At 71.1% G+C, this 20,291-nt stretch carries 14 protein-coding genes; 3 read left to right on the top strand and 11 right to left on the bottom strand.

Features of this window, described 5'->3' with window-relative positions; genetic code table 11:
• Positions 1–25: 25 nt before the first annotated feature.
• Positions 26–1,006 (bottom strand): TauD/TfdA family dioxygenase, encoded by a 981-nt coding sequence (locus ACZ4M8_RS12840; protein ID WP_467606241.1) that lies wholly within the window; start codon positions 1,004–1,006, stop codon positions 26–28.
• A 1,025-nt stretch (positions 1,007–2,031) separates the two neighbouring features.
• Between ACZ4M8_RS12840 and ACZ4M8_RS12835 the strand changes: the two genes are divergently transcribed.
• Positions 2,032–3,054 carry a ParB N-terminal domain-containing protein gene (locus ACZ4M8_RS12835; RefSeq protein ID WP_467606238.1) on the top strand — a complete coding sequence of 341 codons (1,023 nt, stop codon included), beginning with the start codon at positions 2,032–2,034 and terminating at the stop codon, positions 3,052–3,054.
• Positions 3,055–3,234: 180 nt separating this feature from the next.
• Here ACZ4M8_RS12835 and ACZ4M8_RS12830 read toward each other — a convergent pair whose 3' ends face one another.
• The 10 genes from ACZ4M8_RS12830 to ACZ4M8_RS12785 all read right to left on the bottom strand — a co-directional run bounded on the left by ACZ4M8_RS12830 (position 3,235) and on the right by ACZ4M8_RS12785 (position 14,734).
• On the bottom strand, positions 3,235–4,041 hold the full coding sequence (locus tag ACZ4M8_RS12830; RefSeq protein WP_467606235.1) for an ABC transporter permease: 807 nt from the start codon (positions 4,039–4,041) through the stop codon (positions 3,235–3,237).
• Positions 4,041–4,877: an ABC transporter permease gene (locus ACZ4M8_RS12825; RefSeq protein WP_467606233.1), complete on the bottom strand. Its 837-nt coding sequence runs from the start codon at positions 4,875–4,877 to the stop codon at positions 4,041–4,043. The genes ACZ4M8_RS12830 and ACZ4M8_RS12825 overlap by 1 nt, the downstream gene beginning before the upstream one ends.
• Positions 4,874–5,887, bottom strand: coding sequence for an ABC transporter ATP-binding protein (locus tag ACZ4M8_RS12820; protein ID WP_467606232.1), 1,014 nt, complete (start codon positions 5,885–5,887; stop codon positions 4,874–4,876). Before ACZ4M8_RS12820 ends, ACZ4M8_RS12825 begins: the two co-directional genes overlap by 4 nt.
• A 331-nt stretch (positions 5,888–6,218) precedes the next feature.
• Positions 6,219–7,304, bottom strand: a complete 1,086-nt coding sequence (locus tag ACZ4M8_RS12815) for a hypothetical protein (protein WP_467606230.1) — start codon at positions 7,302–7,304, stop codon at positions 6,219–6,221.
• 59 nt (positions 7,305–7,363) lie between these two features.
• Positions 7,364–8,158 carry a PIG-L deacetylase family protein gene (locus tag ACZ4M8_RS12810; RefSeq protein ID WP_467606229.1) on the bottom strand — a complete coding sequence of 265 codons (795 nt, stop codon included), beginning with the start codon at positions 8,156–8,158 and terminating at the stop codon, positions 7,364–7,366.
• A gap of 581 nt (positions 8,159–8,739) precedes the next feature.
• Positions 8,740–8,976 carry an RHS repeat-associated core domain-containing protein gene (locus ACZ4M8_RS12805; protein ID WP_467606226.1) on the bottom strand — a complete coding sequence of 79 codons (237 nt, stop codon included), beginning with the start codon at positions 8,974–8,976 and terminating at the stop codon, positions 8,740–8,742.
• A 410-nt stretch (positions 8,977–9,386) separates the two neighbouring features.
• The gene (locus ACZ4M8_RS12800) at positions 9,387–9,959 is read right to left on the bottom strand and encodes a GNAT family N-acetyltransferase (protein WP_467606225.1); all 573 of its coding nucleotides are present in this window, start codon (positions 9,957–9,959) and stop codon (positions 9,387–9,389) included.
• 262 nt (positions 9,960–10,221) lie between these two features.
• Complete coding sequence (gene fxsT / locus ACZ4M8_RS12795) at positions 10,222–12,513, bottom strand: FxSxx-COOH system tetratricopeptide repeat protein (protein WP_467606222.1); 2,292 nt, start codon at positions 12,511–12,513, stop codon at positions 10,222–10,224.
• A gap of 143 nt (positions 12,514–12,656) precedes the next feature.
• The gene (locus ACZ4M8_RS12790) at positions 12,657–13,130 is read right to left on the bottom strand and encodes a hypothetical protein (protein WP_467606220.1); all 474 of its coding nucleotides are present in this window, start codon (positions 13,128–13,130) and stop codon (positions 12,657–12,659) included.
• A 212-nt stretch (positions 13,131–13,342) separates the two neighbouring features.
• Positions 13,343–14,734, bottom strand: coding sequence for an MFS transporter (locus ACZ4M8_RS12785; RefSeq protein ID WP_467606218.1), 1,392 nt, complete (start codon positions 14,732–14,734; stop codon positions 13,343–13,345).
• A gap of 480 nt (positions 14,735–15,214) precedes the next feature.
• On the opposite strand from ACZ4M8_RS12785, the gene ACZ4M8_RS12780 reads away from it, so the two are divergent.
• Positions 15,215–16,261, top strand: a complete 1,047-nt coding sequence (locus ACZ4M8_RS12780) for an isopenicillin N synthase family dioxygenase (protein ID WP_467606216.1) — start codon at positions 15,215–15,217, stop codon at positions 16,259–16,261.
• A gap of 339 nt (positions 16,262–16,600) precedes the next feature.
• Complete coding sequence (locus ACZ4M8_RS12775) at positions 16,601–20,278, top strand: nitrate reductase subunit alpha (RefSeq protein WP_467606558.1); 3,678 nt, start codon at positions 16,601–16,603, stop codon at positions 20,276–20,278.
• Positions 20,279–20,291 lie beyond the last annotated feature (13 nt).

Genomic DNA, 20,291 nt, shown 5'->3' with positions numbered 1-20,291 from the left:
GCCCTCGTCGGCTGTTCTGGCCTGACTACTCCGGTACGCGCGTGCCCCAGCGACGGAACGTCAGGGCGGATCCGCAGATCATGGTCCGCATCAGCCAGCGGTCCGTTCCGTCGAAGCGCGCGGTGAACGGCGTGCGGGCGTGGACGACCCGCTTGTTGTCGAAGATCAGCAGATCGCCCTTCTCCATCACGTGGGAGATGGCGGCCTTGTCCAGCGCCACACCGAGTTCGCGCAACGCGTCCGCCGCCTCGGTGTCGGCCTTGTCGAGGGGTTCCAGGTGGTGCGTGTCGTAGGCGATTTCCGGTGAGGACTGTGACCCCGACAGGATCGCGAGGGGGCGCATCGGCACATCGTCCGGAAGTACGTGCGCGGGGTCCGGCCGGACGTGATAGCGCGGCTGGCGGAGCACCGCGATGAGCTCGGGCGCGAGATCGACGTCCTTGGCCTGCGAGTATTTGGACGCGCCGGAGGGATCGCCCCGCAGGCACAGCAGCCCGGCGTAGTCGCAGCGGTCCTCGCGGAAACTGTCCTCGCAGTGCCAGTCGAGCATGCCGGTGCTGCTCTGGCTGGTCTGGGTGAATTCCATCTTCCGCACCGGCACCATGTTCTGGACGATGCGGCCGTGGTAAAGGCTCGCGTAGTTGAAGGGCTCCCCGAGCATGACCGTGACGGAGGCGAGCAGCAGCGAGGCCCGCTGGGCGGGGCCGGGGGGCGGCGGCGCGTACGGGGCCGGTGCCGTGGCGGGAAGCTCCGCGCTGTCCGGCAGAAGTCCGCGCAGGAGGATCACGTCGCCCGCCGGTGCGTAACGCCGGTATTCGGTGACGTGGCGGCGCAAAAAGGCCGGCAGGAGCGAATTCGCGGCAAGCGCCAGATCGACGAATTCGTCCGGGGTCAAGGTTTCCAGGTCCCTGTTGCCCACCATCTTTCCGATGGCGGACCACAGCTCTTCAGCTTCGTGCGGCTGTAACTTGATCGCCGATGTGGACGGTTTCGCAGTGGATTCCACTCCAGTCCCCTCTCTTTTCAGCGTTTCACCCTCAAGCCTAGATACCCGGCGCTCACAAAAGGAAGGCGATGGCGCACCCCGAGGAACACGTGCGGGACATGAGCCGGGCCGGTGAGTCCGGTGCGCGCTGCCACGGAGAAGGAACACCCGCCGTCACCGCCGCCGCCTTCCGCCGGCCACTGTCCGACCATCCGTATCGTTTTCGGAAAACGGCCGGTGGCGACGGCACATTTCCCCCCGGTCTTCACCGTACAAACCCTGCGGAACGTCACCGGAGACGGCAAGTTCCTACGTCTTCCCGTAATGGGAGAAGGGGTCGGCACCGGTTGCCGTGTTCGTCACGGCGGTCCGGTACGGGACGCTGCCGTGGATCATCCCGGATGGGCTGCGGAGCCGTCCAGAGCGGACGTCCGTCCCGGTGCGGCTGTCTCCTCGGTATCGGCCCGGGATGCCGGCCCGGGTCCCCGGCGCTTCCACCTCGCCCGCCGACGTGGCCTCGTCGCGCCCCGGGCGAGCCCGCTCAAAGATCCTCCGCGAGCGGCGGCCGCGCTCCGCAGGCCGCCGGGCTGGACGGGAAGGGGCCTGGTCAGCCGGGGTTCCGACATACCAGCGTGGCATGTGCAGCTGCGGATTTTCCGCGCTTGCACGGCCGGCCCCAGCACTTCGGACAGTTTCAAGAGGGTTGTGAGGGAATTGCCCGTTCCGGGCGTGTTCTCACCGCGCTGGACGCCCGCGGCGTCTCCTGCGAGCCCCCTCCACGCCGCCCGGCGAGCGGTACGCGGGGAGCGGGGGCCGCCGAGTCCCGGACCGGACCGCGAAGAGCGCGCCGCGTACCAGGCAGATGTGTCTTCCGGGGTATACACGCCCGGCACCGGACCGCAAAAATATGGCAAGCGGAAGGAGGGTGACCGGAAGTACGGACGACACCTTCCCATAGATCCAACTCGCGTGCATGATACACCGAAAGAAAAGCACACGGATTTGCGGTGATGGTCACCGGCGGACGCCCTAGAGGGAGTTACGTCATGGATATGCGTGAAACCGGACCTAACGGGCACGATACCGAAATCATGTTGCGGCGATTTTCGGCCGATGGGGATGCGCCCGTGGTGGAGCTTCCGGTCGCCGAGCTGGTCCTCGCCGAATCGCCTCGCTCAAAAGGCATCTCCTCATCCCACGTCCATATCCTCAAGGAGACGGACGCCACGCTCCCCCCGATCCTGGTGCACCACTCCTCCATGCGCGTGATCGACGGAATGCACCGGGTCCAGGTGGCCATCCTGAAAGGGATGCAGAGAATCCAGGCCCGGCTTTTCGAAGGAAGCCACGACGAAGCATATTTATTGGCAATAAAGATGAACACCACGCATGGATTACCTCTGCAGTTGGCGGACCGGCGCCTCGCCGCCTCACAAATAATCAGAATGCACCCGGAGTGGTCGAACCGGGCCATCGCCGAGGTGGCCAACCTGTCCGACAAAACAGTCGCCAAGCTCCGCAGCCAAACATCGGGCGAACCCGAGAAGCGGAAGCACAGAATAGGCAAGGATGGGAAGTGTCGCCCGGTGAACATCAACGACGGGCGGCTGCGGGCGAGCCAGACCATCATCGCCCACCCGGACGCTTCACTGCGCGAAATCGCGAAAGCCGCAGGCATCTCCCCCAACACCGCCAGGAAAGTGCGTAACAGCCTGCAGAAGGGACAGAACCCGCTGCTGGAGGCGGTGTCCGCGGGCGCCGATTCTCTGGAAAGAGCCGGAATCCGGGAAAGGTTCTCCCGCCCCCTGGCCAAGACCATCTCATCGGTTCCGGCGGCGGGAGGGGGCACGACGTGGGTTCAGCTCAAAAGCGATCCCTCCATACGGTCGACGGAGGCGGGAAGATTTCTGCTCCGGAGCCTGAGCCTGAACGCGATCAACGCTGATACCTGGGACAAGATAATTGAGGCCATTCCGCGCCACTGCGTCAAGGGCGTGGCCGACGCCGCACGGGAATGCGCGGCCGCCTGGCAACAGCTCGCCGACAGGCTCGACAACGCGGAGCACTGACGCCTCCGTGTGACAGCAGGCCGCGTGTGGACGGCGGGAAAGCGTCCCTTCTCCGGCCGCGCCGGGCGCCCTGCCCCGGGGGCCCGGCGCGGCTTGTGCCGAAGGTCGCCCACGGGGGACGCGGAGCCCGGCAGCGACGTCGTCCGCGACGGGCCCCGCCCCCTCCTGCCGGCTCCCCGCTCAGGCACCGACGCTCTGGTAGCCGCGCATCTGCCGACGCCACCACTTGTACGCGGCGGCGAACCACAGCACGCCGATGAGCGGCGCGGCGACGGCCAACGGTGCCGGGATGTGCAGGGTGTCGGCCTTGCCCAGGAGAACGCTCGACGGGATGTACGCCACGACGGCCACGGGGAGTACCCAGGTCAGCCCCCACGTGAGGACACCGCCGAAGACGCGCGTCGGGTAGGAGCCGAACATGAGGTAGATGTTGTCGATGAGTTGGCCGGCCGCCCAGGTCTGCACGAAGCGGAAGCTCAGCGACGAGACGACGACCGCGGCCGCTCCCTCGGCGAGCGCGCCCCCGATGACCGCGAGCACCAGGTACACGACGCTGAGCGGGGAGAAGTCGATGTCGACCAGGTTCACGGCGATCGTGAACAGGACGGCCGCTGCCGTCACGTCGCCGATCACGTTCATCTGGAACCGGCTGGTGATGATCTGGAGGAACGGATTGAGCGGCCGCACCAGGTAACGGTCGAAGCGGCCCTCGCGGATCGTGGTGTCCATGAATTCGAGCTGGTGGAAGGGGACGACCCACACGGCGTGCGCCATCAGGCGCAGCGAGTAGAGGAAGGCCAGCTCGCCGAAGTTCCAGCCGGCGATGGTGTCGAAGGTCCGCAGCACGACCCACACGAAAGCGATGCCGCTGCCCTGGTACACCAGGCCCAGCGCGCACAGCATGACGAAGTTCAGCCGGTACTGCATCTCGCCCCGTATCGCCGCCCGGTAGAGCGCGAAGGTGATGCGCATGCTTCGCACAGCCATCATCCTCCCTGAACCACGACACGGTGCAGCGCCCGTGACCAGATCAGCCGGGCGACCCCCGCCAGCAGGACGACCCACAGCAGCTGGACACCGATCGCCCGGACCGCTCCGCCGCCCGCCAGTTGCCCTCCGTAGATGGCGACGGGGGTGAACGTGGTCGCCTGGAAGGGCAGGAGTTCGGCGACCGCCCGCAGCGCGTCCGGGAAGAAGTACAGCGGGATGAGCGCGCCGGCCAGGAACTGGCTGACGAGGGTGACAAGCATGCTGAAGGCACCGATCTCGGTCGTCCAGAAGGCGCTGAGACCGACGATCAGGTTGAGCAGCACGGAGATGCCGAACGCGCACAACAGGCTGATCAGCCAGTAGCCGAAGGCCGCCGGTGAGGCGGGCGGCCCGAGCGTCCCGACGAGCGCGACGAGGGGCAGCGCCGCTGTCGCGAACAGCACCATGGCCAGGGCTCCCCCCACCAGGTGGGCCAGCATCTGCGGAACGAAGCCGGCGGGCCGCAGGATGTCGAAGACGATGCGTCCTTCCCTGACCAGCGCGTACAGGTGGGACCCGACGGCGTGGTCCTGCATCGCCCAGTTCTGGAGGTTGGCGATCGTCAGGTACACCAGCACGTCCGCCAGCGCGACCCCGTTGACCACTCCCGCCGTGCCGTACAAGGCGGTCCAGACCTTGCGGAGGATGAAGATCTGGACGATGACCACGGCCAGCATGAAGAGCGCGTTCTGACGGTAGGTCACCGCTATGCGCAGCCTGCCACGAACGATCTGCAGGTAGACGGGCATGTTACGGAAGGGGCCGGTGAAGCACGTGGCCCGGTCGGCGTTCATACGGCGGCCGTGCGGTTGCCGTACAGGGTGCGCATGACGTCCTCAAGCTCGGGTTCCGCGATCGAGAGGTCGGTCACGGGGCAGCGGCCGGTCACCGCCGCGATGATCTCCTGGGCCGAGATCCGGTGCGCTTCGAAACGTATTCTCAGCGTCGGTTCCCCGTCGGTGATCACGTCGCCGGGGAAGCCGGGCCCGAGCAGTTCGGCGCCCCGGGCCGCGGAAAGGCCCGGGGCGAGCTGCACGACCAGCGTGCGGTACGGCGCGTACGCGGCCTTCAGATCCGCGACGCTGCCGTCGTAGAGGATCCGCCCCTGGTCGATGAAGACGACGCGGGTGCACAGGGCCTCCACGTCGACGAGGTCGTGGGTGGTGAGCACGATGGTGGTGCCCGTCTCCCGGTTCGTTGCGGCGATGAAGTCGCGCATCCGCTCCCGTGCCACGGCGTCCAGTCCGATGGTCGGTTCGTCCAGGTAGAGGAGGGGCGGTTCGTGGAGCATGGCGGCGGCCAGGTCGCCGCGCATGCGCTGGCCGAGGCTCAGCTGGCGGACCGGCCGGTCGAGGAACGGGCCCAGATCGAGCAGGTCGATGAACCCGTCCAGCCTGCGGCGGTAGGCCGCCGCGGACATGCGGTACATCTTTCCCAGCAGGGTGAAGGAGTCCCTCAGCGGCAGGTCCCACCAGAGCTGGCTGCGCTGGCCGAACACGACTCCGATGCGCATCGCGTTCTTCTCCCGGTCCCGCCAAGGGGCGACGCCGCCGACCTCGAGCAGACCGCCGGTGGGGACGAGCACCCCGGTCATCATCTTGATGGTCGTGCTCTTCCCCGCGCCGTTGGGCCCCAGATATCCGACGAGTTCGCCGTCCGACACGGTGAAGTCGATGCCGTCGACGGCCCGGACCTCGTCGTACTGCCGGGTGAGCAGGGTGCGCAGACCGCCCAGCACGCCGTCGTGGCGACGCGGGCGCCGGTAGTACTTGGTCAGTCCCTCCGCCCTGATCAGTGCCGGCATGCGGCGCCCCCGATCCCGGGGGTGAGCGGGCGGGCCACCGGGGACCGGTGGGGTCCGGGTGGCAATGCCTTCGCCGCTGGTGCCCTCCCGCCGTCGGACACCTCGTCGATGACGGTCTCGGCTGCATGGCTGCCGTCCGGTACCTGGTAATTCAGGTCCGGTAAGCAGAAACGTGGGTTTTTCCTCCAGCTGCATGACGGAATGACGTCACTCACCTTCATCTGCACGCTTTCTCCCTGGACTGCACCGCGGTCTGCGGGAGCGCCCCCTCCGGGGACGGCAGACCAGGAATGCACGATCTTCTGACCTGACCAGCGGGCATACCGAACCGCTACCGCGCCGGTGAAGCAGCCGCAGTCAGCGCCCCGTGGTCCGCTCCAGCCATCGCCAAGTGGTGCAGCAGAGGGCGGGCTTCCTGAAGTGTCTGCCATTTCGCCACCGGAATGAGTCCGCCCACTCCAAGGGTGCTCAATGCCGCCGAACGGATATATTCCACCGGAGTCCAGTCACGGGTGCGCAATCGTGCACCGGCGACCCCGAGTAGATATGCCGCATTCCACAGTTCGCGTACCGCGGACGGGTCGATCAGGCTCTCGGCATGCCGCGCCGCGGGATCGTACCTGGACCACTCGTCCCAGCCGGAATCAACCTGTTCGGCGTCCACACCGAATACACCTTCCGCGCCCCGCCAAGGATTCCGTCGCCAGACTTGGCGGCCGGATTCGTTTTCCGGCAGGAGAATGTAGGCCGCGCCTTCCCGATAGTATGGAACGGCCGTCAAACCGCTGAGAAATCCCGGACCTGGGCGATCGGAGTTGCCGTGCCTGCACGCAGACCGCCATCTCTCGGCGGAGTTCCCGGCGATGCTTTTCCTTCCCTCGTGTTCGATCAGGTTGGGAATCGCCAGCAGGACGGGAACTTGATGCCGTTGCAGGTAGTCGAGCATCACCGCATCGTCCTCACGCCGCGTGGGCACAAGGGGACGTGCCTCTTCGGAGAATTGGGCCGCGTGGTCCACCGGCAGCATCAGAGCCAGGGTCGGCGTATAGATGTCATCTATTGCCGAGACCCACCCGGCACCGGCCAGCGCACCCAACCGGACCGCCGCACCGTCGGGTGCATCCCAATTCGTATAGAAAGCCACGGCCGATCGAGGAAATTCCGCGGCTGCCCGGCGCGCGACGGACAGCAGATCGGGTGAGGGCGCGATGTCATCCTGGAGTACGAGATGATGCGTTGCGCCTTTGCCGTACGCCGCCCACGCTTCGACGCTGGTACGCAGCGGGCTGGGTATCCCGCCGGGGTCCGGATCCATGACCACCTCGGCTTCGCCGCCGAACAAGCCCGCCAGCTCGCCCGCCATCGCGGAACGGGCCGGGTGCGCCATGATGGTTACGCTCAGGAGAACCTTTTTCACCACTTGTCCTCGGCAATCGAGAGGAGCCCGGTCATCGGGCAGAGTTCATCCGCCCGTATCTAGAGCTGTACGCGCCAAGCGACTTCGTACCCCAGTATCTGGTCCCAGCGCTCCCTGTCCGTCGCCCTCAGACCGAGCGCGGGGAGCTGACTCCTGTACGAGAGAACGGCGCTTCGCTTACGCTCCTGACTGTCCTCGTCCAGGGGGAAAACTTTCCGCTCGGCGCACATCCCGTCAATTCCCTGGGAGATCATTTCGGAATTGAGCCAGAAATCGACATCGAGGTATTCAGGACAAGGCTCTCCCGTTACCCAGCTGGGCCAGCCGTACGCCAGGGAGTACGGGAGATCGGCGTAAAAGTACAGTTCGGGAGCGTGGTCTCCCGCGGCGCGGCACGCTGCGAGCGTAGCTTTCCGGACCGCGATGTGATCGGCGTGTCCACCGATGGCCGCCGGCGCCCACACCTCCGACGCACTGTTCACCCACGGCGAGATAAGAACCGCAAGGCGGCCGATATCCACTTCGGACCCCGCACGGTATTGCGCTTCCGGCTCGTCCAGATGCCGAACGGAACAGCCGATAGCGTTCATCGCCTCCGCATCCTCGACCAGTCTTTCCTCATGGCGTGACGCAGCCGATTTAGCGCAGGTCAACGCGTCCCAGACTGTTTCTCCCTGGCCTTCGGAAGGTGCTCCGCCGAAGACGGTCACCACTGTGCTGCCGGGACGGAACGCCTGCACCGCGGCAGATAAAGCAGCATCGTCGAAATGGGGTGACAGTACGAGTTGACTGCCTTCCCTTATCCGGGCGGATTCCACTCTTTTGCTCCGGGAGCGCACCTTGCCTTCATTCATGGCACCGATCGTGAATGCATTACTGATGCACGTCAAGTGTCCGGCGGAGCCCCTCCGGACACTTTCGGCGGAAATAAACCGCTTGACATTCCTGAAGCGGCTACCGAATGGGCGGGGTGACGGTCCGGCCGTCCCGGTCGGACCGCGCTCCCGGGTGTGCGGGGCGGGCAGGACGAACAGGGAACGGTTGATGGACCCGTTGTCGCCGCCGCGCAGGATGTGGCGCAGGCTCCCGTCCCAGCCGTCGGACGTCCTCAGCGGTGCGTCCGCACGGCCCGCCGGCCGCCGAGGTCGATACCGGCGCCCAGATGCCAGTCCTGCGGCACGCGGAGCGCGACGGACGGGCCGCGAGGAGCCCCGGTGCGCGCACACGGGAGCACCGGCATGACAAGCCGTCAGGCCGGTACTGCGTAGACGCGTTCCGGGGTACCCCGCCACGCACTCTCCCCGAACCGGTTTCCCGCCGAATAAACCCCTGAACGGCACCGCCCCCCGGCTCACGGTCGCGGAAACGCCGGCAGGACCGGGGTGGCCTTCCTGTTCGTGCGGTCACGGGCCGCAGTGCCGCCGGACCGCACCGCTCAGGCGCGCGTCTGGAGCGCCGCACCGGGGCAGGGGAGCAGCCCGCGCGGGTCGGTGCGGTTCAGCGGGTCGTTGCGGGTGTAGGTGTACGGGTTCTCGGCGCCGCCCGGTCCGGCCTTCTCGGTGGTGACCGGGGTGCGGGAGGTGTAGCGGCCGAGGCCGGTGTGGTGGCGGCGGGCCCGGAGGTTGAGGGTGTCTCCGAGGGCCTGCTCACCGCGGTGGCCGAAGCGTGGCACGCGGCGCGGGGAGCCGGGAGCGCCCGCAGTCGCAGGGCCCGTGGTGCGCGCACCGGTCGTGGTCGTGCCCGTCGGGGTCGCGGTGGTGGCCGTCACCGTGATCGTGGCCGTGCCCGTCGTCGTGCTGCCGGTGCGGCCGGCAGCAGCAGCCCGGGGGGCCGCGGCGTCCCCGCCGGGCTCCCCGAAGAGCCCGTAGCTCTCGGCCTGCGCCCAGGCGCGCGTGCGGTGGGTACGGACCGTCGAGCCGTGGATGTCGCGGTGGAAGTTCTCCCTGCCGCCGCGCCAGGTGGCGAACGTACGGCCTTACCCGTAGCTGCAGTCGGCGTTGAACGGGCTCGGGTTGGCCGCGGTCGGTGTCGGCCGGTTCCGGGTCGGCGCGCCGGCGGAGGGCGGCCGGGATCGACGCGCGCTCACCGGGCCGCAACCGGGGGAGGTGTCGGCCGCCACTCCCGCCTGAGCAGGCCGAAGACCCAGGTGTCGGACACCTCACCGTTGACGACGCACTCCTCCCGCAGCGTCCCTTCCCGTACGAAACCGATCTTCTCCAGGACCCGGGCGGATGCCAGGTTGCGCGTATCGGTCTCGGCCTGGACCCGGTTCAGGTCCGGGGTGCCGAACGCCCATCGCAGCACGGCGTGGGCGCTCTCCGTCGCGTAGCCGCGGCCCCACATCGCCTCGCCGAAGCAGTAGCCCAGCGACGCGCTGCGGTGGTCGGGGTCCCATCCGGTCAGACCGCACCAGCCGACGAAGGCACCGTCGGCGGCGCGGTCGACGGCCACGCGTACCCCGGTGCCGTCGTCCGCCATCTCCCGGCATCGCGCGAGGAAGCGCGTGGCGCGGGCCCGCTCACTCCACGCGGGGGAATCCCAGTAGCGCATCACGGAGGCGCTGCTGTGCAGCGCGAAGAGGGCGTCCGCGTCGGCGTCGGTGAAGGGGCGCAGCCGCAGGCGGGAGGTGTGCAGGACGGGGGTGGCAGACATCATGCCGCTCATCCTGCGCCCTCAGGAGGCCGGCGGACACCGGTTATCCGGTAACGGGGCCGGGCCTGACGGCCGGGGCGCCGCCCACCGGCGGACCGTGCGCGCCTCCCGGCCGCTCACCGGCCGGGCCTCCGGTGAGCCACCCGGTACGACCGTCCGGCCTGCCCGTCCGTGCCCCGGGCCAAGCCCTTGCCGGGGGCGGGGTCGGCGATGTCTGCGGGCCCGGGGCGCCCGGCGGCGAGGGGCCGCCGGACACCGGAAAGGCTCAGGTGCCGGCAGCCTGCTCACGGTTGCCGGCTCTGCCGCGCCAGTGGGAGAGGTCCTCCCGGGCGGCGAGGGTGTGGGGATGGCCGGGGCCCGACACCCGCTCGCGGTCGTCGAGCAGGTCGGCGAAGGCGGTGGCGGCTCCGGCCACGTCCCCGGCCTCGCCCCGCCACCGGGCGGCGCCGCTACGGGTGTTGAGCGTGTCGGGGTGGTCGGGCCCCAGCACGCGCAGCATGTCGTCCAGCAGATCGGCCAGGGCCGCGGCGGCTCCGGCGGCGTCCCCGGCCTCACCTCGCCAGTGGGCGAGGCCGGCGCGGGTGTTGAGGGTTTCGGGGTGGTCGGGGCCGAGCACGCGCAGCATGTCGTCGAGCAGGTCGGCCAGGGCCGTGGCGGCTTCGGCGGCGTCTCCGGCCTTGCCCCGCCAATGGGCGTCGTTGGCGCGGGCGGTGAGGGTGTTGGGGTGGTCGGGGCCCCATACCCGGAGCGCGTCGTCGAGCCAGACGGCGAACGCGGAGCCGGCTCCGGCGATGTCCCCGGCCTCACCCCGCCACCGGGCGGCGTCGACGCGGATGGCGCGCGTCTGCGGGTGGTCGGGGCCCAGTACCCGTACCGCGTCGTCGAGCAGTTCGGCCAGGGCGCCGCCGGCTCCGGCCACATCGCCGGCCTCCCCCCGCCAGTGGGCGGCGCTGTTCCGGATCATGAGCGTATGGGGGTGGTCGGGGCCCAGCACCCGCTCGCGGTCGTGGAGCAGTTCGGTGAACGCGGCGGCGGCACCGGCCGCGTCCCCGCTCCTGCCCCGCCAGTGGGCGGCGCCGCCACGGGTGGCGAGGGTGTGGGGGTGGCCGGGGCCCAGCACCCGCACCATGTCGTCCAGCAGCTCTTCGACCGCGGCGGCGGCACCGGCCACGTTGCCGGCCTCTCCTTGCCAGTGCGCGAGGTGGGCGCGGCAGGTGAGCGCGTCGAGGTGGTCGGGCCCCAGGCGGCGCGCCGCTGCCGCGGTCAGGTGGTGGAAGTGTGCGAAGGCGGCGGCGACCTGACCGGAGTCGCCGGCGCTCGTACCGGCCCGGTACAGCACGGGGTGGAGGTTCGGCCGGTGCAGGGCGTCCGCCGCGTGACGGTCCAGGGCGTCGGTGTTGGCGCGCAGGGCCTGGGCGAGTTCGGTGTCGCGTTCCACCGCGGGCCAGGCGGCGGTCAGGGCGTCCGCGGCGGTGCGGGCGAGCGCGTCGCGCCGGGCGGGTGCGAGGCCGTCGCAGGTGGCGCGTTGGATGAGCTGGTGGACGCGGACGGTCGAGTACGGGTCGTCGGGCGTGTGGTCGATCAGGCTGAGGCGGTGCAGGGCCCGCAGCGCGCCCACCGCGTCCGCGACGGTCGCCGGGGCCGGGCCCCGGCCGCGGTGGGCGCTGAGGTGCGCCAGGGCGGGTGCGCCGGTCAGGACGGTACCGGGGGTGCCGTTGGGGTCGAGTACGGCGGCCAGTTGCAGCATGGGGCGGGCCAGGCCGGCGGGGCGGAGCTGGTCGGCGCGTTCGACGGACAGCGACCAGGTGGCGGCCACGGGGGTGGCCTGGCCGTCGGGGAGCGCACCGGGCTCGGGAAGCAGATCGGCCAGCCTTCCGACCCGGTCGCCCAGCAGGCGCCGGTAGTCGGCGCAGCTGAGGGCGGTGTCGATGAGGTAGGCAGCGGCTTGTGCGAGGGCCAGCGGCAGATACCCCAGGTCGGTGGCGAGGGCGGCGATCTCCTCGGCCGGGTCGTGGCGGCCGTGTGCGGCGAGGGCGGTCGCGAGGTACGCGGCGGCCTCCCGCGGTGTGAACATGCCTACGTGGACGAGGCGTCGGCCCTCCCCGGTCACCGCGGCTTCGCGGCGGCGGGTGGTCACCAGCGTGCGGCCGTACCGGTCCGGGGGCCACAGCCCGCGCAGATCGGCCGGGTCCACCAGATCGTCCAGGACCACCAGCCACCGGCATCGCCGCCGGCCGCCCTTGGGCTCCAGCCAGGCCAGGAAGGCTCGCGCGGCCTGCTCCGGGGTGCCGGGGTCCGCGCCCAGCAGCTCCACGGCGGCCTGCGCATACCCGGCCATGATCGCCTGGCGGCTGCCGGCGGTCACCCACACCAGGACGTCCACCGTGCCGTTCTCCCAGGCGCTGCGGGCGTGGTCGGCGGCCAGTTGGGTCTTGCCCACGCCGCCGGTCCCGCTCAGCACCTGGCTCAGCACCGCGGTGCCCCCGCCTTCGACCACGGTTCGGAGGTGATCGGCCTCGGCCCGGTGCTGGAAGGACAGTGCCCGGGAGGGAATCACACCGACCTGGTGCGGCCAGGCCACCGCCGTACGGGGCGCGGCGAAGTGGTGGACGTGCGTGGCGGAGCCGACCGCGAGGCCGCCGCGGTCGGCGTGGACACCGGCGGGTCGGCCGGGAGCGGGGGAAAGGGCTCCGGGACCGCTCAGCCCTGTCGCGGACCCGGCTGGGGAGGGTTTCCCAGGGACACGTTCCCCATGCTCCAGGCGGCCGCGGAACCGTGGGCGGCCTCGATGCGTACGTCACCCGCGACGGCTTGTCCCCCGTCACCCGCCGACGCCCCGCCATGAACGGTGTGCCGGGCCAGAAGGGCGCTCAGCTCCTCGGCGGCCCGGCCGCGCTCCGACGCGTCCAGGCTCTCCAGCAGGGCCTCGATCCGGGCCTGCCATGCCGCCTCCTGACGAAGACGCATCCGCTCCGCCGCCGCCCCTTCGGCCGCTTCGAGGTCGTCCGCGGCCCGGTCCAGACGCTCCAGCTCCGCCCGCTCCCGCCGCTCGTCACCCCGGCCGAACCAGCGTGCCACCGCCTGCCGCAGCCCGGCCCACACGTCCGTGCCCGCGGCCTGCACCACCGCGGCGCCGCCCGCAGCGGCCACCGCCCCCAGCGCCTGATCCAGCATCCCCGAATCTCCCCTCCCGGAACGTCCCGGCAGCACCGTAACGCGGCGCCCGGCGTCCGCTCAGCCCCCTGGACACCTTCGCACAGCTCCCGAACGCCCGGCGGGTGCCGGACGGCTGGCCCTTCGGGGCGGCCGCGGTGGTGTCCCTCGTGCCGAGCGGGGGCCGGGGTGCCCCTCACTCTCCGAGCGCACCGCGGTCGCCGCCCGCGTCCTCAACGCCGCGGCAGCAGCGCCGCCGCGGCCGACGCCGTGAGCACGATGAGGCCGGCGGCGAGCAGCAGGCTCACCCGCATCCCGGACGCGAAGTGTCCCGTGAGGAGCGTGCCGAAGACGGCGATGCTGAGCGCTCCGCCCGTCTGGCGGCCGGTGTTGAGCAGCGCCGCCGCCGTACCGGCCCGCTCGGCGGTGACGCTGTCGAGCATCAGGGAGGTCAGCGCCGGCATGGCGAGGGCGCCGCCGACGCCCAGGGGGATCATCACCAGGGATATCGCCCACAGGGGCGTGCCGGCGGCGACGGTGAGGAGCGCGCCGCAGCCCAGCGCGACGGTCAGCAGACCCGCGACGATCACCGCCCGCGCGCCGAAGCGGGAAACCGCCCGCGGTGAGAGGTAGTTGACGGGGGCGGTGGCCACCGCCATGGGGACGAACATCAGCCCGGCCGAGAGCGCCGACCGACCCCGCTGTTCCTGGAAGAAGAGGCTGAGGACGAACACCCCGCCGTAGAAGGCCGCGTTGCAGGCGAAGCCCGTCGCGACCGGCACGGTGACACCGCGCCGCCGGAACAGCTCCAGCGGCAGCATCGGCGCACGCCGCCTCGCCTCGACGGCCACGAATCCGGCCCCGGCCGCCACCGCGATCCCGGCCGCGGCGAGGACGGTCCCGGTGGGTCCGTGGTGCCCGCCCTCGATCACGGCGAAGGTGAGCGCGGCCGGTGTCAGTACCGCCGTCAGTTGCCCCGGCAGGTCGAACGCGGCGCGGTGGCGCGGGGAGCGCGCGGCCCGCAGCAGGATCAGCAGACCGGCCGCCCCGGCAGGCACGTTGAGGAGGAACACACCTCGCCAGCTCCACGCCGTGGTGAGCAGTCCGCCGAGGACGGGACCCGCGGCGACGGCCACCGCGCCGCCGACCGTCCACAGGGCGATGCCCCGCGCCCGCGCGGCCGGGTCGGGGAGGGCCTGACGGATCAGCGCGAGTGAGGCGGGCAGCATCACGGAGGCCGCGCAGCCCTGCACCACGCGCGCCGCGATCAGCGTCCCGAGCGTCGGCGCCGCCCCGCAGACCAGCGAGGCGAGGACGAAGACGCCGAGCCCCCAGCCGTACGCGCGCCGCGCGCCCACCGTGTCGGAGAGTGCGCCGGCGGAGAGCATCAGCGCCGCGAACATCAGGGTGTAGCTGTCGGCGACCCACTGGAGGCCGGACATCGAGCCGCCGAGGTCGTCGCCCATGGCGGGCAGCGCGATATTGACGCCGGAGACGTCGAGTGTGATCACGAAGAAGCCCAGAACGGCGGCGGTCAGGGCGGCGACGGCGGCCCCCGGCCGCTCGCGCCCGACCCCCGCGCCCGCCCCTGCTTCCGCGTCCGCCCCGCACCGCGTCACGCTCACCGTGCACCGCCCCTCACCGTGCCCCCTGCCGGAGTGCCGATCCTGCCGGAACGCCGGTCGCGTCCACCGGAATGCCGGCCTTGTCCACGTGCCGTTCCCGTCGGATCCGGAGAACGGAGTGCGCCGCGGGCGCGCCCGCGGGAAGGCCGGGGCGTACGGTACGCCTCCGCCCCGCCCGAGCACCGGTGGCGTCTCCCGCATCGTCGGACAGCTCGGTCACGGGCCGCCGGTGACCTGCGTCATGTCCGGATTCCGGGGTGCGCAGTACGCTGAACGCATGATCCCGCTCGTTCGCCGCCGCCACGTGGACTACGTCCGCGTCACGAGCACGGGCTGTCGACGCTCCTTCTGAGCGGTCCGGCCCGCCTTTTTCCCGCGCCGTTCCGGCCGCTCCTCAGCCGTACACCTCACCTTCCTCAGGCCCCGGCCCCGCCACACCCCGGCGGTGTACGGGCGCCCCGTACACCCTGCGGACGCATCATGACGAACGTATCGACGACGCCCCTGCCGAACCCGCACGCGTCGCACCGGCAACTGCCGGTCATCGACCTCTCCGCCGCCGACCGCGGCCCCCGGGCGCGGGCCCGGCTGCACGCGCAGCTGCACGGTGCCGCGCACGACGTGGGGTTCTTCCAGCTGACCGGGCACGGGATCGGCGACGACGAGGCACAGCGGCTGCTCAGCGCAGCGCGGCGGTTCTTCGCGCTGCCCGAGGAGCAGCGGCTGGCGATCGACAACGTGAACTCACCGCACTTCCGCGGCTACACCCGGACCGGCGACGAGCGCACCGGCGGGCGGCGGGACTGGCGGGACCAGCTGGACATCGGCGCCGAGCGGCCGGTCCGCGCACCGGGGCCCGGTGAGCCCGCGTACTGGTGGCTCCAGGGGCCCAACCAGTGGCCCGTCGCGCTGCCGGAGTTGCGGACGGCCGCCCTGCGGTGGGTCGAGCGGCTCAGCGGCGTCGCCGGGAAGCTGCTGCACGAACTGCTCGCCGCGATCGGCGCCGACCCCGCTTTCTACGACGGCATCTTCGGCGCGCACGCCCACCCGCATCTCAAACTCGTCCGCTACCCGGGCGGCGCCGGGGACGGCGCGGATCAGGGCGTCGGCGCCCACAAGGACTACGGCTTCTTGACGCTGCTGCTCCAGGACCGGATCGGGGGCCTTCAGGTCCAGCGGGAGGACGGGCTCTTCCACGCCGTACCGCCGCTCCCCGGCGCCTTCGTCGTCAACCTCGGCGAGCTGCTGGAGGTCGCCACCAACGGCTATCTGCGGGCGACCAACCACCGGGTCGTCTCGCCTCCCGGCACCACCGAGCGGTTCTCCGTGCCGTTCTTCTACAACCCCCGTCTGGACGCCCGTGTCCGGCCCCTCGTCTTCCCGTACGCCGCGTCGGCTCCCGGTGTCGCGCAGACGCCGGACAACCCGCTCTTCGCGGAGTACGGCTACAACGAGCTGAAGGGCAAGCTCCGCGCCCACCCCCTGGTCGCCGAGCGGCACCACGCGGGGCTTCTGACGCCGGCGTGAGGAGCGCTTCGAGGAGGTGACGGCCTCCGCCCCGCCCGGTGGGTGAGGCGGAGGCCGTCGCCGTGCGGGGCGTACGCGCTCCCCGTTCCCGAAAGCTTGTGCGTACGACAAAACATATGCGGATGACAAGTATTGCAAAGTGCAAGGAAAGGTCTGGCCACCTCTCGCCAAATGCCCGGGATGAGGTGAATTCCGAGCGGCCGACGGCGGCATGCTGGGCGGGCAAGTGAGAGCGCCCGCCTCCGGCCGGCGCTGCTCTGCCGTGTGCGCGAGAGAGCGGTGAACGTGGTACGAGGACGAGGAAAGGCCAAGGCCGAGGCGGCACGCGCGGTGTCCGAGGTGACCGAACAGCTCTTCCGCGCGGGGCAGTTGTTACGGAGGGCGCCGGCCACCGCCGATCTGCGCGCCGTCGACCGTTCGGACCAGAGCGTCAACGACAGCCCCTACCGCGACCGTTGGGCCCACGACAGGGTCGTGCGCTCCACCCACGGCGTGAACTGCACCGGCTCGTGCTCCTGGAAGGTCTACGTCAAGGACGGTCTGATCACCTGGGAGACCCAGCAGACCGATTACCCCTCGGTGGGCCCCGACCGGCCCGAGTACGAACCCCGCGGCTGCCCTCGCGGCGCCTCGTTCTCCTGGTACACCTACTCACCGACCCGGGTGCGCCACCCCATGGCCCGCGGCGTTCTCGTGGAGATGTACCGCGAGGCGAAGCGGCGGCTCGGCGGCGACCCCGTCGCGGCCTGGGCGGAGGTCACCTCGGATCCGGAGCGGCGGCGCCGCTACCAGTCGGCGCGCGGCCACGGCGGACTCGTCCGGATCGGCTGGGACGAGGCGCTGGAGATCGCGGCCGCGGCCCAGGTGCACACCCTCGCGGAGTACGGCCCCGACCGCATCGCCGGGTTCTCCCCCATCCCCGCCATGTCGATGGCCTCCCACGCCGTCGGCGCGCGCTACCACTCCCTCATCGGCGCGCCCATGATCTCGTTCTACGACTGGTACGCCGACCTCCCGATCGCCTCCCCGCAGGTCTTCGGCGACCAGACCGACGTACCGGAGTCCGGGGACTGGTGGGACGCCGCCTATCTGATGCTGTGGGGCTCCAACGTCCCCGTCACCCGCACCCCGGACGCGCACTGGATGACCGAGGCCCGCTACCGGGGCCAGAAGGTCGTCGTGGTCTCGCCCGACTACGCCGACGCCACGAAGTTCGCCGACGAATGGCTGCACCCGCACCCGGGCACCGACGGCGCCCTGGCCATGGCGATGGGCCATGTGGTGCTCACCGAGTTCTTCGTCGAGCGGCAGGTCCCCTACTTCACCGACTACGTGAAGCGCTTCACCGACCTGCCCTTCCTCGTCGCCCTGGAGAAGCGCGACGACGGCCGGTACGTGCCGGGGAAGTTCCTCACCGCCGCCGACCTCGGGACCGCGCCGCACGCCGACGCCGCGGCCCGGCGCTGGATGCCGGTGCTCGTCGACGCGGACACCGAGGACGTCGTCGTCCCGAAGGGCACACTGGGCGACCGGTGGGCCAAGGGCGGCGAGGGCCGGTGGAACCTCGACCTCGACGGCATCGACCCGCTGCTCTCCTTCCACGGACACCGGGACGGCCCGGCGAGCGGCGCCGAGGTGGTGCTGCCCAGGTTCGACGAGCCGGGCCGCACCGTGGTCCGCGGCGTGCCGGTACGGCAGATCGGCGGGCGCACGGTCACCACCGTCTTCGATCTGCTGCTCGCCGGGTACGCGGTCGCCCGTCCGGGTCTGGCGGGGCGGTGGCCCGCCGGTTACGAGGACGCCGCCGCGCCCGGCACCCCGGCCTGGCAGGAGGAGATCACCTCCGTCCCGGCCGCCGCGGCGGTCCGGGTGGCGCGGGAGTTCGCCCGTACCGCGGAGCAGAGCCGCGGCCGCGCCATGATCGTGATGGGCGCCGGCACCAACCACTGGTTCCACTCCGACACCATCTACCGCTCGTTCCTCTCCCTGCTCCTGCTCACCGGTTGCCAGGGCGTCAACGGCGGCGGCTGGGCCCACTACGTCGGCCAGGAGAAGGTGCGGCCCTACACCGGCTGGCAGCAGCTGTCCTCCGCCGCCGACTGGGTCCGCCCCTCCCGGCAGATGGCCGGCACCCCGTACTGGTACCTGCACACCGGGCAGTGGCGTCACGAGTCGTACGCCGCCGACGCCCTGGCCTCGCCCACCGGCCGCGGCCTCTTCACCGGGCAGCACACCGCCGATCTGGTGGCGCAGTCCGCGCGGCTCGGCTGGATGCCGTCGTACCCGACGTTCTCCGCCAACCCCCTCGACCTCGGGCGCCGGATCCGTGAGAGCGGCCGCGAGGCCCGCGACTGGGTCGCCGAACGCCTCGCCTCGGGCGAGCTGGACTTCGCCTGCCAGGATCCCGACGCACCGCGCAACTGGCCCCGGGTGCTCACCGTGTGGCGCGCCAACCTCATCGGCTCCTCCGCCAAGGGCAACGAGTACTTCCTCCGCCACCTCCTGGGCTCCCGGGACGCCGCCACCGCCGACGAGGCCCCGCCCGGCCGGCGCCCCCGCACCGTCACCTGGCGTGACGATCCGCCGCCCGGCAAGCTCGACCTGCTGCTCACCCTCGACTTCCGGATGACCTCCACCACCCTCTTCTCCGACCTGGTCCTGCCCGCGGCCACCTGGTACGAGAAGCACGACCTGTCCAGCACGGACATGCACCCCTACGTGCACGCCTTCAGCCCCGCGATCGACCCGCCCTGGCAGGCCCGCACCGACTTCGAGATCTTCCACGGCCTGGCCCGCAAGGTCGCCGATCTCGCCCGCGGCCGCCTCGACGTGGCGTACGACCTGGTGGCCACCGCCCTGCACCACGACACGGAAGGGGAGACGGCCCAGCCCGGCGGCCGCGTCGACGACTGGCGTACCGGGCCGACGCCGCCCGAACCGGGCCGCAACGCACCCGAGGTGACGCTGGTGGAGCGCGACTACACCGCCGTCGCCGACCGGCTGGCCGCCTTCGGTCCGCTCGCCGAGGAGCGCGGGATGACGGTCAAGGGCGTGACGGTGCGGCCCGGTCCGGAGGCGTCCTGGCTGGCCGCCCGCTGCGGCACCGCCCGCTCCGGCGCGGCCATGGGCCGGCCGCTGCTCGACACCGACGTCAAGATGTGCGAGGCGATCCTGGCCCTGTCCGGCACGACCAACGGCCGGCTGGCCGCCGAGGGCTTCGGCCGGCTCGGCGACCGCGTCGGCTCCCGCGCCGGATTCGGCGACCTCGCGGCGTCGGCCGCCGAACGCCGGGTGCTCTTCTCCGACACCCAGGCGCGGCCGGTGCAGGTGGGCGCCAGCTTCGAATGGTCCGGCAAGGAGGCGCCGGAGCGCCGCTACTCGCCCTTCACCGTCAACACCGAGCACCACAAGCCGTGGCACACCCTCACCGGCCGCCAGCACTTCTACCTCGACCACGACTGGATGGCCGAACTGGGCGAACAACTCCCCGTCTACCGGCCGCCGCTGAACCTCGCGGAACTGGGCGAGTCGGGTCCGGGCGCCGGTGGGCGGGACGGCCGCGCGGTGACCGTCCGCTACCTCACCCCGCACTCCAAGTGGTCCATCCACTCCGAGTACCAGGAGAACCTGCTCATGCAGACCCTCTCCCGGGGCGGCCCGGTGATCTGGATGAGCCCGCAGGACGCCGGGGCGATCGGCGCCGACGACAACGACTGGGTGGAGGCGGTCAACGCCAACGGCGTGGTCGTCGCCCGCGCGGTCGTCTCCCACCGCATGCCGGCCGGCACGGTCTTCCTGTATCACGTCCAGGAACGGCTGGTGAACGTTCCCCGGTCCGAGGCGACCGGCCGGCGCGGCGGCGTCCACAACTCCCTCACCAAGCTCCTGATCAAACCGACCCATCTCATCGGCGGCTACGGCCAGCTGTCGTTCGCCCCCAACTACTACGGCCCCACCGGCAATCAACGCGACGCCGTCACGACGATCCGCCGCCGCTCCCAGAACGTGGAGTACTGACATGGCCCGCAAC

It is taken from the genome of Streptomyces sp. NPDC027185 (assembly GCF_055567035.1).
This window is presented reverse-complemented; position numbering and strand designations above follow the sequence as displayed.